Annotated in this window: 14 protein-coding genes; 5 read left to right on the top strand and 9 right to left on the bottom strand. The window is 42.8% G+C overall.

Going from position 1 to position 15,621, the window contains the following annotated elements; all coding sequences use genetic code 11:
* Positions 1–7 precede the first annotated feature (7 nt).
* Both MuYL_RS06260 and MuYL_RS06255 read right to left on the bottom strand, forming a co-directional pair.
* Positions 8–262, bottom strand: coding sequence for a SemiSWEET transporter (locus MuYL_RS06260; RefSeq protein WP_094572868.1), 255 nt, complete (start codon positions 260–262; stop codon positions 8–10).
* Between the two features lie 48 nt (positions 263–310).
* Positions 311–1,996: an amino acid permease gene (locus tag MuYL_RS06255; protein ID WP_094569717.1), complete on the bottom strand. Its 1,686-nt coding sequence runs from the start codon at positions 1,994–1,996 to the stop codon at positions 311–313.
* A gap of 77 nt (positions 1,997–2,073) precedes the next feature.
* On the opposite strand from MuYL_RS06255, the gene MuYL_RS06250 reads away from it, so the two are divergent.
* On the top strand, positions 2,074–2,733 hold the full coding sequence (locus MuYL_RS06250) for a phosphatase PAP2 family protein (RefSeq protein WP_094569716.1): 660 nt from the start codon (positions 2,074–2,076) through the stop codon (positions 2,731–2,733).
* Positions 2,734–2,795: 62 nt separating this feature from the next.
* On the opposite strand, the gene MuYL_RS06245 is transcribed toward MuYL_RS06250, so the two are convergent.
* Positions 2,796–3,455 (bottom strand): hypothetical protein, encoded by a 660-nt coding sequence (locus tag MuYL_RS06245; RefSeq protein ID WP_094569715.1) that lies wholly within the window; start codon positions 3,453–3,455, stop codon positions 2,796–2,798.
* 278 nt (positions 3,456–3,733) lie between these two features.
* On the opposite strand from MuYL_RS06245, the gene MuYL_RS06240 reads away from it, so the two are divergent.
* Positions 3,734–7,264 carry a TraB/GumN family protein gene (locus MuYL_RS06240; protein ID WP_094569714.1) on the top strand — a complete coding sequence of 1,177 codons (3,531 nt, stop codon included), beginning with the start codon at positions 3,734–3,736 and terminating at the stop codon, positions 7,262–7,264.
* Between the two features lie 62 nt (positions 7,265–7,326).
* Here MuYL_RS06240 and MuYL_RS06235 read toward each other — a convergent pair whose 3' ends face one another.
* Both MuYL_RS06235 and MuYL_RS06230 read right to left on the bottom strand, forming a co-directional pair.
* Positions 7,327–9,027 carry a M3 family oligoendopeptidase gene (locus MuYL_RS06235; RefSeq protein WP_094569713.1) on the bottom strand — a complete coding sequence of 567 codons (1,701 nt, stop codon included), beginning with the start codon at positions 9,025–9,027 and terminating at the stop codon, positions 7,327–7,329.
* 166 nt (positions 9,028–9,193) lie between these two features.
* Positions 9,194–10,123: an NAD-dependent epimerase/dehydratase family protein gene (locus tag MuYL_RS06230; protein WP_094569712.1), complete on the bottom strand. Its 930-nt coding sequence runs from the start codon at positions 10,121–10,123 to the stop codon at positions 9,194–9,196.
* Between the two features lie 264 nt (positions 10,124–10,387).
* Here MuYL_RS06230 and MuYL_RS06225 point away from each other — a divergent pair, with 264 nt between their 5' ends.
* Entirely contained in the window at positions 10,388–10,732 is a 345-nt protein-coding gene (locus MuYL_RS06225) for a hypothetical protein (RefSeq protein WP_157740649.1), read from the top strand.
* A 6-nt stretch (positions 10,733–10,738) separates the two neighbouring features.
* Here MuYL_RS06225 and MuYL_RS06220 read toward each other — a convergent pair whose 3' ends face one another.
* The 3 genes from MuYL_RS06220 to namA form a co-directional block, all read right to left on the bottom strand.
* Positions 10,739–11,344, bottom strand: coding sequence for a Crp/Fnr family transcriptional regulator (locus tag MuYL_RS06220; protein ID WP_094569710.1), 606 nt, complete (start codon positions 11,342–11,344; stop codon positions 10,739–10,741).
* Between the two features lie 77 nt (positions 11,345–11,421).
* Complete coding sequence (locus MuYL_RS06215; RefSeq protein WP_094569709.1) at positions 11,422–12,276, bottom strand: UbiA-like polyprenyltransferase; 855 nt, start codon at positions 12,274–12,276, stop codon at positions 11,422–11,424.
* Between the two features lie 75 nt (positions 12,277–12,351).
* The gene (gene namA, locus MuYL_RS06210) at positions 12,352–13,422 is read right to left on the bottom strand and encodes an NADPH dehydrogenase NamA (RefSeq protein WP_094569708.1); all 1,071 of its coding nucleotides are present in this window, start codon (positions 13,420–13,422) and stop codon (positions 12,352–12,354) included.
* 21 nt (positions 13,423–13,443) lie between these two features.
* Here namA and MuYL_RS06205 point away from each other — a divergent pair, with 21 nt between their 5' ends.
* Both MuYL_RS06205 and MuYL_RS06200 read left to right on the top strand, forming a co-directional pair.
* Positions 13,444–13,662 (top strand): hypothetical protein, encoded by a 219-nt coding sequence (locus MuYL_RS06205; RefSeq protein ID WP_157740647.1) that lies wholly within the window; start codon positions 13,444–13,446, stop codon positions 13,660–13,662.
* Between the two features lie 252 nt (positions 13,663–13,914).
* A complete protein-coding gene (locus tag MuYL_RS06200; protein WP_094569706.1) occupies positions 13,915–14,487 on the top strand; it encodes a hypothetical protein in 573 nt (190 codons plus the stop codon).
* 385 nt (positions 14,488–14,872) lie between these two features.
* On the opposite strand, the gene MuYL_RS06195 is transcribed toward MuYL_RS06200, so the two are convergent.
* Positions 14,873–15,619 (bottom strand): LytR/AlgR family response regulator transcription factor, encoded by a 747-nt coding sequence (locus MuYL_RS06195; protein ID WP_094569705.1) that lies wholly within the window; start codon positions 15,617–15,619, stop codon positions 14,873–14,875.
* Between the last annotated feature and the right edge of the window lie 2 nt (positions 15,620–15,621).

Genomic DNA, 15,621 nt, shown 5'->3' with positions numbered 1-15,621 from the left:
TAACATCTTACTTATAAATCATTTTGTATATCAGTATAATACTGGCAAAAATAAAGGTGATGGCATTGGCAATGGTAACAGGGAGGCTTCCGCTCATTAATCCATAGATGAGCCATAACAAGGTACCTGTAGTAAAAAGCCCGTACATTGCCAGTGATATACCAGAGGTGTTTTTTGTTTGGATAGTTTTAACAGCCTGTGGTAAAAAGGATACTGTGGTACCGAACGCTGCCAGCAGGCCAATTATGGTAGTTATATTCATAATATCCTTTTTAGCATTAAGCAAACAATCAATCAGATAGCAAAACAACTATGCCGCCTTTTCTTTACCGAGCAAACTGTGTTTGTATCCGTAAGTAAAATATATCACCAGGCCAATAACCAGCCAGATCAAAAACCGCAGCCAGTTGGTATATCCCAATTCCGTCATTAAGTAAAAGCAGCTTAACAAACCTAGTACAGGTATTAGTGAAAGATTCTTAACAAATGACATTACCGCAAGCACCGCCGACAGAATAATGAACAGGAAGAATGGGAAATTTTGATGTGCATCTTTACCGGTAAACATGTTTACTACATGATCCTTTAAAAAATAGGCTCCAACTATAAATACCACCGGGATAATCCATTTTGAATTGATATACGGCAAGTGGAAACGGCCCTTCCGCGAAGCTTCGCGAGGTAACAGCAATACACCGCCGCAAACTAAAACAAAAGCAAAAAGGGTGCCTATACTGGTTAAATCTGTAACCTCGGTAAGGTTCATGAACAAAGCCGGTATGGCAACCACAAAACCGGTTACTATGGTGGCAAATGATGGGGTGTGATATTTTGGATGGATCCGTGAAAATGCTTTTGGCAATAAACCATCACGGCTCATACTCATCCAGATGCGGGGCTGCCCCAACTGAAATATCAGTAACACACTGGCCGTTGCAATAACGGCACTGAAAGATATAATACCACTCAGTGCGTTTAAATGTAGTTTGGTAAATACATAAGCTAAAGGATCGCCAACTGCAAGTTCCTTATAACTTACCATACCGGTAAGCACCAGGGCAATCAATATGTAAAGTACAGTACAAATAATAAGGGAATAGATCATCCCGCGCGGCAGATCGCGTTGTGGATTCTGGCATTCTTCGGCCGTGGTTGAGATGGCATCAAACCCGATATAAGCAAAAAACACACCCGATACCCCCTTCATTACCCCACCAAAACCATTTGGCATAAAAGGATGCCAGTTTGCAGGGGTAACGTAAAAAAAGCCAACAGCAATTACTACAATCACAATGGCTATCTTTAAAAACACCATCGCGTTGGTAGCTTTCTTGGTTTCGCGAATACCGATGTAAACCAGGTAAGTAATAATAACTACAATTAGCAGCGCGGGAACATTGGCAATTAATTTAACGCCGCCAAAACCCGGTGCCCGGCTCCAGGCCAAAGCTCCCTGCTTTATAGTATCGGTAATTTCAGCGGTGTGATTTTGAATAGCCTGATGTGCCTTAAATGCGGTAAAATAGTCCATGGTCAGGTATTCCGGGATATGAATATGAAAACCTTCCATCAGGTTCACAAAATAGGTACTCCAGGAAATGGCCACTGCAATATTACCTATAGCGTACTCCATCAGCAGGTCCCAACCTATTATCCAGGCTATCAGCTCGCCAAATGATGCGTATGCATAAGTGTAGGCGCTGCCCGCAACCGGGATACGCGATGCAAATTCCGCATAGCATAAGGCCGAAAAGCCACAGGTAATAGCTGTTAGTACAAACAAGATGGTTACGCCGGGGCCGCCGTTAAATGAGGCCAGGCCTATGGTCGAAAAGATCCCTGCCCCTACTACAGCGGCAATCCCCATCAGGGTAAGGTCCTTTACGTTTAGTTCTTTTTTAAGATGTGAGCCTGAATGTTCGGCATCACTGAAGCCGCTGGCAACGTCAGCTAATATTTTATGAATATTTTTTTTTCGGAATATACTCTTAGACATTCGTTTGAATAATTTGATCAGCAATTGTAAACATAACCATTTTTTTGGATTCAGTAAGTATATGCTTATTTTGCACGATGAATATAGGAATAAATGATGTTTTAAAACAAATAAGGCTATTTTTTATCATTTATCTTATCCTGCTTTGCGGCTGTTTGCTGGTTAAAGTACTGTTTACCAAAGAGGCGATTTACTTTGCAGTAAATGCCTGCTACTCCCCCTTTCTGGACTATATTGCCCCCTACGTAACTGATATTGGTGACGGTATTACTATTATCATTTTATCGGCTATCTTATCGCTTTTCAATTACCGCGCCTCGTTTTTAATGATCACCAGCTATGCGCTAACATCGTTAACGGCGCAGGCAGTAAAGTATATTTTTGATGCCCCAAGGCCCATACTGCTTTACAAAGATAAAGCAAGCCTGATGCACCTGGTAAAAGGCGTTTACATGATCCAGTATCACAGTTTTCCGTCGGGCCATACGGTAACCGCGTTTTCCGCAGCGGTAGTAACCGTATATCTGGCAAAAAATAAAAATTGGAGCATCCTGTTATTACTGGTTGCCATAGCGGTAGGTTACTCACGCATGTACCTGAGCGAACACTTTTTTGAAGATGTTGTAGCGGGATCAGTTATCGGCGTATTGGTTACGGGTTGCTGGCTAAGTTTTATTGACCGCAAGCAATTTTTAAATAAACCTTCATGGAACAGGGGCTTGTTGAAAAGGTATTAAAATAAATAGTCCCCGGCAAAAAGAATTTACCCGGGACTATTTTCAGGAAACTTTAACAAATATTAGCTCAAAGCCAATCTCTTCTTTCTTCTGATCATCGCAATCACGATGAACACGATAACAAGGGCGCTGCCGCCAATTAAGGCTACCTTGGCAACAGGGAAGCTCTTTGCGTTTGACAGGTACTGGTCATTACGCTGCAATTGCGGCGAAAGGCGGATAGATGAAGCAAATGCCATGTACTCCGGCTTTATAAAATCCTTTCTTTCGCCCGGATACACATATTCAAAAGTGTAAGTTACATCTTTGGTGTAAAGCAGTGTAAAGTTAATTAACTGGATAGCGCCATTTCCGTCATCATTTCTTAAAGTAAATACTTTTGCCTTTAATGCGCCAATGGTAGTATCCCTAACATGTTGTGCGCTGCTGCTGGCACCCGATTGATTTTCAATACTGGTGATATACTTCTTTAACACATTGTTAAGGTCGTTCTCCTTTTTTAACGGCGTATTGTTTTTTTCGTTAGGAGCCACTATCACGGTCATAAAACCATATAATGCATTAGCAGAATATATGTGCTGACCCAGTGTGTCTTTCTTTTGAAAGCCCTGTGGTAAAGAAACTGTTACTAAGCTATCTATCTTCACGGGCTTAAGTGCTGTTTGGCTGAACGCCGTTATAACGTATAGTATAAGGGCGAAACTTAATAATATCTTTTTCATACTTTATTAAACTGTTAAAACAGCAATTGGTTTTAATTTAAAGCGTTTTAACTGCTATGAAATGATATTTTTATGACATATTTGGTTATTTTACAACTAATTACGAAAATAAACCACCCTTATCACTCCTATTAATTTTGTTCATAAGAACATTAATATACAGCAGGCATCATTGTAGTTTGCATAAATTTTATATATTGGATGTGTAATTAATTAACTTAAAATAATTACCTGCTACCTGGTTTAAATTTATTTTATAACACCCTAATACCTCATTCGTGACTAATAACCTATCACCTTTTCGTACAGTTATTGCCGTGCTTGCAATTTCCCTTTTTGCGTTAAATGTTAACGCGCAGCAAAAAAACGCGATAAAGCAAAAACCAAACTACAGCCTGCTCTGGAAAATAACCGGCAAAGGCCTTACCCAGCCGTCATACCTTTTTGGCACCATGCATGTTAAGGACAGGCGCGTGTTTAATTTCAGCGACTCTGTTATGCTGGCTCTGCAAAGCAGCTCCAGGTTCGCTATGGAGGTGCACCCTGATACCCTGCTGATAAAAATGTTCGCTGTAATGCAAAACGGCGACAGCACCCGTAACGTTGATAAACTTTTGAGCAAGGAGCAGTATGCCATGCTTACCAAAAAGTTCAAGACAAAAAACGGTTACGAAATGGATAAAACTGACCCTATGGTGCTGGAATCAATGATGGAACCGGATGACCATAAGGCCGACGACCAGGTTTCATTTATTGATGCTTACCTGTATGGCATTGCCCGCACGCTGAATAAAAACATATCGGGCCTGGAAGATGCAGCTGCCCAGTTTGATGAATATTACGGCTCAAAAGATGCAATTAAGGAACGGATTCTTGAACTGCTTGACGATGATGTTACTGAAGCGAAGGACGAAAGCAAGGAGGAAATGATAAATATTTACAGCACCGGAAACCTTGACGAGATCTATAACTATGCACTACGCGTGGGGATGATTGATTCATCCATAATAGCCCGCAACAAGGTTATGGCAGGCAGTATGATCAAATTTATGGCCGATGGAACATTGTTTACCGCAGTGGGTGCCGCCCATTTGCCCGGGCCCGACGGTGTAATTGCATTGCTGAGGAAGGCAGGTTACATGGTAACCAAAGTGAAAGCTTCATTTACAGGCGTTTCAGATAGTTATCATATTGACTATATGAAAATGAACTGGCCGGCACACCGCGATGAAAATGCCGGCTATGCAATCAATTTCCCCGGTACGCCTATCAAATACAATACTGGGGGAGTAACTACACTTATTTATCCCGACATGGCGAATGATGTTTATTACGGCATCTATGCCGTTCAACGCGGAACACAGGATAAAGCCGCGAACAGGGAGCAGGTAGTCAATAAGTTTGTAAGCAATATAACAGCTGGTAACAAAACCCAGGTAATAAGCCGCAAAAGCTTTGACTTTAACAAATTACCTTGTACCGAAATATCGCTGAAAACCGCCACTGGTTATTCGCGGATGCGCCTGATATTGATTGAAAACCGGTTTTATGTTTTTTATGCCGGTGCAAAAATTAACCGCTTAAACCTGCCTTATATAAACCGGTTCCTGAACTCGTTTATAAGCTTTCCGGTTGTACCCAAGGCGCCTGCATCATGGATAACTTTCACCAACCCGGCTGCGGCATTTTCTGTTAAATTACCCGGACAGCCACAGGTAATAACCAAAGAACTACCTACCCAGATACAAACGCATAAATACACGATGTCACTTAATATGTATGTAAGCACAGACAGCCTTAATTCAAAATCGTACCTGGTTAGGTATAACGACTATCCGGCGGGCACTTATCTTAAAGACAAGACTGCTTTATTCAACAGCATTTTTACGGATTTTAAAAACAAAGGAAAAGTTATCAGCGGCCCTGTTGATATCTCCAAAGGCGATTACGACGGACGGGAATACCGGGTTATATTGACAGGAGGGTTTTATACTACTATAAGGCTTTATGCAAGGGGGAACCGGATTTACCTGCTGCTGAAAGAAATTACCCAGCCCGATCAAAAAGACTTCGGCAAGGATGCATTTTTTGATTCGTTTAAGTACCTGCCCTATGCTGACCCTTCCTATTATAGCTTTAAGGACGACAGCAACAAGTACCAGTTGCAGATGCTGGCCAACCCAAGGATTTTGATAGATACCGCCAGTATTACAAAATACACCAGCTATCTGACCAACATCGTTACTTATTATTCTACCGATGCAAACTCAGGCGGCCTGTATGGTTTTGAGCATTCAACAATCCGCCCCTACTTCCGCATCAGCAGCACTGATTCTTTATACACCAGCATGATCAAGAGCCTGATAGGTTACCAGGATACTCTGCTAAAGGTTGATACCATTACGGTTGATGGTGTAAAAGGCCGCGAACTGCTTACCCAAATAAAGGGAAGCAATGATAAAAGCCGCGTAAGGATGCTGGTTAATGGCAGCGATGTTTATTATTTTGTGTGCCATTTGGACAACTCAGAATTGTTTAGCAAAACCAGCAACACTTTCTACAATTCCTTAAAGATTACCAATCCAAACCGCTCCAATAATTACCTTGCTACTTCAAAAGCCACACAAATATTTAAAGCGCTTCAATCAAGCGATACTAGCGTTTATGCAACCGCATTGGGGGCGCTTTCCTATTATGATTTTAAGCCGGATGAGTATCCCGCTGTTTATGAAGCGCTGCAAAAAAGCTATCCCGATGATTCATCAGCAACCGGCGTAAGGGCAAAACTCATCAAAATATTCAGGGACGTGAGCAATGATACAACGGCAACTTTCCTGGTAAACTTATACCCTAAGCTAAAAGGGAAAGACATCCTGAAAGGCGCTGTTTTAAGTATAATAACCACCGTTGATAAAAAGAACGGCTATGACAATTACTTAAGGCTGCTCACAACCGATCCGCCGGTAACTGTTAAAGAGGGATATCAAATTTTTAGTCCTTTGAATGATTCGCTGGAATTTGCGGCAGCCCATTTTGACCAATTACTGCCGCTTACCAAGTACGACAACCTGCGCAGTTACGTTTTGCGTACTGCACAGCAAATGGCAAACAAAAAGGACGCGCCGTATGCAAACCAGTTAAAAGCCAGCTACAACGCCATTATGACCTACGCACAGGCAGATTTTGACAATTATATCAGCCATCGCGATAGCAGCAATAATTTGTACAATACCGAAATGTATAATTATATGCAGCTGATAGGGCAAATAAAAACCGGCGAGTTTAACGACAAATTAACCGCCAGCTATTTAAAACGGGACCCGAACGGCATATATGCACCCGACGCCATAATTGCACGCATCAAAAACCGCTTGCCAAACAACCAGCAGCTGGTTAACAAATACCTGGATAGCATTGGCACCCGTTATGATGTGATGGAAGCCTTCAGCAAGCAAAATCAGCTCACAATGATCCCGCTAAAATACAGGAGCCAATCTGAATATGCCAGGCTGTGCCTTTACCAGTATGTTTCGCAGGATGATTATGGCAGCCCCAAAAAAATGGTTTTATTGGGCAGCGTTATAAAAAATGGCTCGGTTTATTATGCGTTTAAATTTTCATTGCCAGATAGGGACGATAAAAATGCGCTCATCGCCTTAACCGGGCCTTATAAACCGGGCGCAACAAAATTGAATTTTGAAAAATACTATGTCTATACCGATTATGAAGCTGTGAATACCAACTGGCGCTTACAGGCTATAAAATTGATAGCGCCGCTGATAGATGCCTATAAAGAAATCGCTAAGTAAGTTCATAAAAAAGCGGGCAGTGTTTTAATACTCCCGCTTTTAAATTCTTATTTAAATTCTTATTACAACTTATCCATCTCCGTCTTCACAAAGGCAGCAAGTTCCTTTACATAAGCAGCACTAAAATCAAACTTGATCCCGGCTGTTTCGTAAATCTCTTTAATGGTTTTGGTATAGCCAAGCTTTAAAGCCTCAAGATATTGCTTTAAACCTTTCTCCGGGTTTTCCTTATAGTTTTTCCAAACGGCTATTGCACCAAGCTGGGCCATTCCATATTCAATATAGTAAAAAGGCACCTCAAAAATGTGCAGCTGTTTTTGCCAAAGGTTTTCTTCAGCTTCTTTGTGATCGCTCCAGTCAACAAAGCCGGCGCCAAAGGGCTCGTAGATCTCTATCCAGGCCTCCGTACGCTGCGCATCGGTATGGCCAGGATTGGTATAGATCCAGTGCTGAAACTGATCAACCACGGCTACCCATGGCAGGGTTTTCAATACATCAAAAAGCTGGTCGCGTTTGGCGCGTTTCAAATCTTCCTCGTTATCAAAATAAACATCCCAGTTATCCATCGAGATCAGCTCCATACTCATGGAAGCCAGCTCAGCAACTTCGCTTGGGCAATGTTTAAAATCGTTCAGCTCCAGGTCGGCAGTTAAAAAGGTATGTACCGCATGGCCGCCCTCGTGAACCATGGTAGTCAAATCGCGGAAGGTATTGGCCGAGTTCATGAAGATGAACGGCGCACCTGTTTCTGACAGCGGATAATTATAACCGCCCGGTGCTTTGCCTTTACGGCTTTCCACATCAAACAAGTTGTTATCCTTCATTATCTCCAAACGCTCACCTAAATAGCGGTTGATATTGCTAAAGCACTGGATAGACTTCTCTATCAGCTCATCACCACCGTTAAAGGGCTTTAATGCCGGCTTGCCTGATACATCTACGTCCATATCCCATGGCTTCAGCGCGTCGAGCTTTAAGGCCGCTTTGCGTTTTTCGGCCTGCTCACGCAATATAGGTACAATCTCCTTTTCAATAGCTTCGTGAAAAGCGTAACAGTCCTGTGGCGTATAATCAAAACGGCCCAGCGCCTGGAACATATAGTCCCTAAAGTTTTCAAACTCGGCATTCAATGCTACCTTGTGTCTTAATTCCCGCAGGTGATCAAACAATTTATCCAGCTGGCCTTTGTCCTGCAGGCGGCGCGCGGTTATTTTCTCCCAAACTTCCTGTCTTTTGGCGCGGTCAGTATCCTTTAAAAATACAGATGCCTGCTCCAAAGTAAATTCCTTATCGCCAATATGAACCGACATAGCACCTGTTATAGACTGGTATTTTTGCTGCTCAACCTGGATCTCGGTTTGCAGCGGAATATTCTCATCCCTGAACAACTCCAGTGATTTTTTTATCCCGCGCAGGTAGATGAAATATTTTTGATGATCCAGTTGATCAACCCAGGGGCTGTCAACCAGCTTTTTATTTAAATCGTTGCTAAAAGGGGCAATTTTGGGTTCAATTTCAGTAGCAAAATATTGAAAATTTTGCAGCAACTCTTCGCTGGCGGTATCGCAGGTCATGCGGATATAGCGCCAGGCAAAATCCTCTTCCAAAGCGGCTTCAACCTCGCTGCGATCGTGCAGCCATTTTTCAAGTTCGGCAACGGAGTTGATGCTGCGGTCGCGTAATTCTACATAAAGCGGTTCCAGGCTTTCCCATTTAATTTCGAACCCGGCAGGTATATATGTTCTTGTTTTTTTGTGGATCATTTTTATGATGTCTTATATGCAAATATGCAGAATTAGTCCGAAAGACCGGGAGCCGGAAAGTGTGAATGATTTTAAGTATTACTTCAAAATGAAAAATCTGATGCTGTTTTAATAAAACTCTTTTCTTTCGGTCTTTACTAACTCTCCCGACTTTCGGACTTCCTCACTACTTCTTCGCATACAACGTTTCCGACATCAGTTTCAACCCGTCTTCATAACTTGTAGGTTTAAAATTAAAAGCCTTCTCAAATTTCGACGAATCAAAAATATAATCGTGGTTGTACTGGTAATACATCTCTACCGCTCCCATCACTACTTTGTTAAATAAGCCGTAGGCCCACAGCATAAACTTATTCACCGCAAAATAGCCAGGTTTTACACCATAAACCCGGGAGGCAATTTCCATAAACTTTTTGCCGGTAATGGCGGGCGCAGTAGGCATGTGCCAAATTTGGTTATCACTTTCGGGGTGTTGCCCCAGCAGAAACATTCCCTTCCCCATATCCGGGATATAGCTAAAGTTGTGGAGTTTGTTGGGGTTGCCTATCCATTGCGCCTTTTGTTTTTTGGCATAGTTGGTTAAAACCATCATATCAACAAAACTATTATTGTTGTCGGTTCCGTAAAAATCAGCTCCGCGGGCTATGCTGGCACGGATAGTTCCTGCCTTTGCCTCATCCATCAGCATGTTTGCAATTTTAGCGCGGATGCCGCCCTTTACACTTGACGGTTTGTAAGGCGTATCTTCTTTCATGGGGCCATCAACCAGGCCATACATATAAACGTTATCAAAAAATATAAGCCGGGCGCCCGTTGCTTTGCCCAAGTTAATAAAGTTTTGCATAATAACGGGCCATTGCGCTGCCCAGATATTTTTATCATAAACCAGCCCTGCGGTAAGATAAATTACAGTTGAGCCCTGTACGGCTTCCAGCACCTCTGCATAGTTTAGCAGATCGGCCTTTTTCCAGCTTACATTTTTGTTGGCGCTTACAATGGGTTTACGGCTAACCAGGCGGATGGTTTCATTGTTGTTTTCAAGTTCGCGGGTTAGTGCATTTGCTACTGCGCCGCCGGCTCCTAATATAGTGTGCATAATGTTTCGTTTTTGATTTAATCAAAGGTACAGGCATCCTCACATTCAAAACGTTAACAAAAGATAAGAATTTGGGGGTTAGCGGCTGGAGATTAGAGACTAGGCCTGCATTGCTTGGATAGGCGGCCAATTAGGCAAAACCACCCTGCTCTAAAACTTAAATTTTGTAATCAGATATTGATATGTAACTCTAATACAATTCTAATACCTGTTATGTTTTTTTAATAAGATTTGGGGGTAACTTTATAACATCAAACTTAAATCATGAACAAGCATCTCTTCCTTTTAACGGTAATGTTTTTCACTTCAGGTTACTTTGCATTTGCCCAAAACAAAGTTGACAAATATTGCAGAGTTTCAGTTTCCAAAAAAGCTAAGATTTCCTTTGGCTTAAAAAAGGAGCTCTTTGCACCGAAAGATACCACAGTTATTCAAAAATTAAATTATGTAAATCAGTTAACTACAGAAACCGATGTATTAAATTACATGACAGGCTTAGGATGGAAGCTGGTTGATATTCACGCGGGAGGGTTGTACACCGCAACAGAAGTAATTTATTTCAAAAAAGAATTTGACATTTCAGAACTGGATCAGCAGGTTTCAAAGTAAATTTACCTATTTCGTTTCAACCAGTATCCTCCTCCGGATCCGCGAGAGTGACACCGGGGTTATTCCTAAAAAATGGGCAATGTAATGCTGGGGCATGCGCTGCAATATTTCGCGGCCGGTACTCAGCAAATCAACATAGCGTTCTTCGGGTGTTTTGGTTACAAAGGATGCTACCCTGTCTTCGTAGCAGATCAGGTAATGTTCAGCTACTAACCTGCCAAACCGTTCCATCTTGTAGGCAAGCATCGGGTTGGCCAGCATTAACTGCATGTTTTTATGGGTGATGGTAATCAGGTCGGTATCCTCCAGCGCCTGGATGAAGCTTAAAGCCGGTGTTTGGGTAAGATAGCTTTTATAGGAGCTTACATATTCATTTTCAAAGCTGAAATATCCGGTAATTTCCTCGCCATCCTTAATATGATAATAACGGACCGCCCCTTTAGCAATAAAGCCGATATCCTTACAAACAACGCCAGGCTCTGCAAAGTGTTTCTTCTTTTTCAGCGTGCGAAAGTCAAGATGCTGTGCAAAAACTATCCATTCCGCCTCGTTAAACTCAACGTACTTTTTAAGCTGCTCCCTGAAAATGCCCTGCACTTTTAATTGGTCCATTTTATTGATGTGCGACTGTTTTAATAAGTAAATATACAAAATCCCACCTTCTGTACTTTACTAACTTTGGGATTTCCTTACCTGATCCAAAGCCTGTCCAGCAAGAAGAAAACGGCAAACACTACGCTGGCAATGCCATTGGTGGTCATAAAAGCAAAGTTTACCCGGCTCAGGTCGTTTGGTTTTACCAGCAGGTGCTGGTAAATCAGCATCCCGCAAAAAAACAGGATCCCAACATAATAAAGCACACCCACCTGTGTAAAAAACACCGGCATTACCACAAATGCTGCCGACAGCACATGTAAAAAGGTAGATAACCTTAACGCATTTACTTTACCTAACCACGCAGGGATAGAATGCAGGTTTTCGCCGCGGTCAAAGTCCTCATCCTGCAGGGCGTATATAATATCAAAACCACTCACCCAGCACAGTACCGCCAACGAGAAAAACAGCGGGGTTAAGGCAAACTGACCGGTTACCGCAAGGTATGCTCCTATTGGCGCCAGCGAAAGGCCAAGACCCAGCACCATGTGACAAAGAGCCGTAAATCTTTTAGTTGCGCTGTAACCCAGCACCACCAGCAATGCCACCGGCGAAAGGTAAAAGCAAAGATTATTTAAACACCATGCCGTTGCAACAAACAGCAGGCAGTTAGCGATAGTAAATGTAAGGGCCGACGCAGGGCTGATCCTGCCTGATGGAATGTCGCGCTGTTTGGTACGCGGATTTTTTGAATCGATGTGCCTGTCAAGGTACCTGTTAAATGCCATAGCGGCGTTACGTGCAAACACCATGCACAGCACCATTAGCACCAGCTTTACCCAGTCGAAACGGTAATCGGTAGTAGTAACTGCCAGGAAGAAGCCTATAAAGGCAAACGGCATGGCGAAAATGGTATGCGCAAAGGTTACTAACGAAAGGTACTTTTTCATTTACAATTTATATAAAACCCAATTTGTGATTGTGAGATATGAAGCAATCGCAAATTAACAGTGTAAAATTAATAATTATTTACTCCACTTTGCCCGTTCATATTGCACCGGCCATTTTACTTCATGCCCTAATTCAAATGCAGCACGCAACGGGAAATGCGGATCGCGTAAAAACTCGCGGGCCATAATTACCAGGTCGGCCTGGCCGGTTTGGATGATCTCGTCGGCCTGCTTCGGCTCGGTGATCAAACCTACGGCTCCGGTTAACATTCCGGTTTCCTTCTTCACCTTTTCGGCAAACTCAACCTGGTAGCCCGGCTTCAATGGAATTCGGGCCAGCACGTTACCGCCAGAAGAGCAATCAACCAGGTCGATGCCTTTGTTAAGCAGCACTTTTGCAAGGGCTGATGAGTCATCTGCTGTCCAGCCGCCTTCGGTCCAGTCGCTCGCCGAGATGCGCACAAACAAAGGGTGCTGCGCCGGCCATACTTCTTTCACCGTTTCAATTATTTCCAGTAAAAACCGGATGCGGTTTTCAAACGACCCTCCATATTCATCGGTACGGTGGTTACTTAACGGCGATAAAAACTCATGGATCAGATAGCCGTGTGCGCCATGCAGCTCAATTACCTTAAAACCGGCAGCCAATGCACGTGCCGCAGCATCTTTAAAATCTGCTTTTATCTTTTCAATCCCGGCTTTATCCAGTTCAACGGGTGCTTCTTCTTCCGGGACAAATGGAATTGCACTTGGCGCAAATGATTTCCATCCGTTTGGGTGGTCAGACGCGATCTGTGCGTTGCCCTTCCACGGCAGCTCATGGCTGGCCTTGCGCCCGGCGTGTGCCAGCTGCATGCCCGCAACAGAACCGTTCGCATGGATAAAATCAGTTATTTCTTTCAGCTTTTCAATGTGTTCGTCTTTGTAAATGCCGAGGTCACCATACGAAATCCTTCCTTCGGGAGATACCGCTGTAGCTTCGGTAATGATCAGCGCAGCACCGCCAACGGCACGGCTGCCCAAATGTACCAGGTGCCAGTTATTGGCAAAACCATCTTCGGCGCTGTATTCGCACATCGGCGATACTACCAAACGGTTCTTAAACTCAATGTCTTTTATTTTTATAGGAGAAAAAAGATGTGGCATAACAAATTTGTTTTCGCAAAGATGCGGAGGAACAGATTAGCTTTTATAGTTTATGGTGATTTTTACCGGGGGATGATGAGCCGCACGCTACTCCACAAAATACCTTTTGTAACAGACGGGGTTATTGTTTTCATCAATCCTCCCGCTTGTTCCGCGGAACAACGTGCACACTGGAAACAAATGGAACAAAAAAAACAGTTTGAAACAACATGGAACAAGTGGAACAGGTGGAACAAATGAAACAAGATTTTAAGTCCCTTTATTCAAAATGTAAATATTGTTGCAACAGCCAGACCACAAGTATGGGACGTATGCGGCAGCATAAGCAGTTGGTTATGGTCAAATAAATTATCAATCCAAAATCGGATAAATAAATATTCTGATGGCTTTCATCGGTTCAAAAAGAAAAATCAATTAGCAGGTTACGTCCTGGTATCCAATGTTTACTAAATAATATTAAAACATATTTATTAAACTTAAAATAACAAAAAAATGAAACCAGGACTTAAACTTGCATTATTAACAGTGCTATCATCAACATTCTTCTTCGCTTGCCAAAAGGATCTCAACTTAAAACCGACAGCGTCATCCAATCCGTTGTCAGGGAGTGTAAATTCTAAATCAGGCGGCGGTTCATCAAGTTCACCTACTAACCCGGTTACCAGCATTCCACCTACCGATACCGTTACCTCTCATCTGGCAATTGGCCAGATCATTTCGGTAGGTACATGGAAAGTTACTTCTTATCTGGAAGGCACCTCAAGCGCAACAGATAAATTTTCTACCTATACATTTGTTTTTGACCAGTCAGGTAAAGTAACGGCCAATCAAAATGGGAAATTAACAGTTGGCTCATGGCTGTATCAAAATGCCATATTTTATTATGGAATCCCAATTTATGGATCAAGCCCTGATGGCTTTGACATTAGTTTTGGCGTAACAAAGCCATTAGGCTTATTAAGCAAAAAATTATTTATCAGTAAAAAAACCACAACTAATTTTTTCTTGTCGAGCATTAACCCTGCGGAAAATGCGCATGTTACGTTTACCAAAATAGCTAACTAACAAAAACCAGTGATGACGCAAGTACAATCATTGCGATTTATCAAATGGCTTTGATCCGACACTGTTATTTATGTCGCAACGCTTCTCGTGAAAATGAGAAGCGTTTTCAGTTTAGGCTGGTGCCTAATACACTGGCCAAAGTTTAATAGCCATAGACGGCGTTAATTTAGTGGTAATGGAGCTCATTTTTGCATATTCCAGATCATTTGGCTTCCATAATTCGACATTAATGCCCCTCCGCTGCCGCAAGCATCACCGGCTTATTGCCGCGTGCTATGTAGCCAATTGACGAGTAACCGATGGAAAAGCTTTTTGTAAGGTTCACTTTTAAAAAGTACAAAAACCGAGCGTACTGAAAATAGAACATCCAAATTCCGAAATCCCCCTATATCCCCAGCACCTGCTTCAGCTTCACATAACCCGTTTTACTAACCGGCACTTTAGCGCCTGATTTAAGGATAGCGAGGTGGGCATCTTTTTCGTAAGGGTCAATCCGGGTTATTTGCTGGATAGCTATGATGTATGAGCGGTGTACCCTTACAAACTGCCTTGGGTCCAGCATTTGCTCAAAAAAGTTCATGGTCTTATTTTTCAGGAACGATCCCTCGGCGGTATAAACGCTAACGTAGTCGTCATCTGCGGCAAGGTACTGCACATCCTGCACAGGGATTATTTTCACTTTAGTTCCTGTTTTCACCACAATCCGCTCATGCTGGGCAGGCGAATGTGAGGCGGTTTCCAACAGATCTTCCGTATGCTTTTTAGCAGCCGGGGCTTCGGGCGCCTGGGCCAGGTATTTTTCAATAGCCTTGTTAAACCTGTCTTTATTAAAAGGTTTTAACAGGTAATCAACCGCATGGGCCTCAAAAGCTTTAATGGCATATTCGTCAAAGGCGGTGGTAAAGATAACCGCAGGCGGGCTTTCAACCAGCTCCAGCATTTCAAAACCGTTGATTTTGGGCATCTGCACATCCAAAAAAAGAAGGTCGGGCTGGTACTGCTGAATAGCCTTGAGGCCTTCAAAACCATCATTGCATTCCTGCATTACTTCTATCTGCGGAAAAGCCTGCAGATACTCCAATACAACCATCCGGGCCAAAGGCTCATCGTCAATAATTAAGGCACGTTTCATAT

The organism is Mucilaginibacter xinganensis, from assembly GCF_002257585.1.
Lineage (GTDB): Bacteria > Bacteroidota > Bacteroidia > Sphingobacteriales > Sphingobacteriaceae > Mucilaginibacter > Mucilaginibacter xinganensis.
The sequence above is the reverse complement of the archived record's forward strand: the minus strand, read 5'-3'. Positions and strand labels throughout refer to the sequence as shown.

Coding starts and splice junctions, on each gene's coding strand:
- MuYL_RS06260 (WP_094572868.1), bottom strand. CDS start 262: ATGAATATAACTACCATAATTGGCCTGCTGGCAGCGTTCGGTACCACA.
- MuYL_RS06255 (WP_094569717.1), bottom strand. CDS start 1,996: ATGTCTAAGAGTATATTCCGAAAAAAAAATATTCATAAAATATTAGCT.
- MuYL_RS06250 (WP_094569716.1), top strand. CDS start 2,074: ATGAATATAGGAATAAATGATGTTTTAAAACAAATAAGGCTATTTTTT.
- MuYL_RS06245 (WP_094569715.1), bottom strand. CDS start 3,455: ATGAAAAAGATATTATTAAGTTTCGCCCTTATACTATACGTTATAACG.
- MuYL_RS06235 (WP_094569713.1), bottom strand. CDS start 9,027: ATGATCCACAAAAAAACAAGAACATATATACCTGCCGGGTTCGAAATT.
- MuYL_RS06230 (WP_094569712.1), bottom strand. CDS start 10,123: ATGCACACTATATTAGGAGCCGGCGGCGCAGTAGCAAATGCACTAACC.
- MuYL_RS06225 (WP_157740649.1), top strand. CDS start 10,388: ATGAACAAGCATCTCTTCCTTTTAACGGTAATGTTTTTCACTTCAGGT.
- MuYL_RS06220 (WP_094569710.1), bottom strand. CDS start 11,344: ATGGACCAATTAAAAGTGCAGGGCATTTTCAGGGAGCAGCTTAAAAAG.
- MuYL_RS06215 (WP_094569709.1), bottom strand. CDS start 12,276: ATGAAAAAGTACCTTTCGTTAGTAACCTTTGCGCATACCATTTTCGCC.
- namA (WP_094569708.1), bottom strand. CDS start 13,422: ATGCCACATCTTTTTTCTCCTATAAAAATAAAAGACATTGAGTTTAAG.
- MuYL_RS06205 (WP_157740647.1), top strand. CDS start 13,444: ATGCGGAGGAACAGATTAGCTTTTATAGTTTATGGTGATTTTTACCGG.
- MuYL_RS06200 (WP_094569706.1), top strand. CDS start 13,915: ATGAAACCAGGACTTAAACTTGCATTATTAACAGTGCTATCATCAACA.
- MuYL_RS06195 (WP_094569705.1), bottom strand. CDS start 15,619: ATGAAACGTGCCTTAATTATTGACGATGAGCCTTTGGCCCGGATGGTT.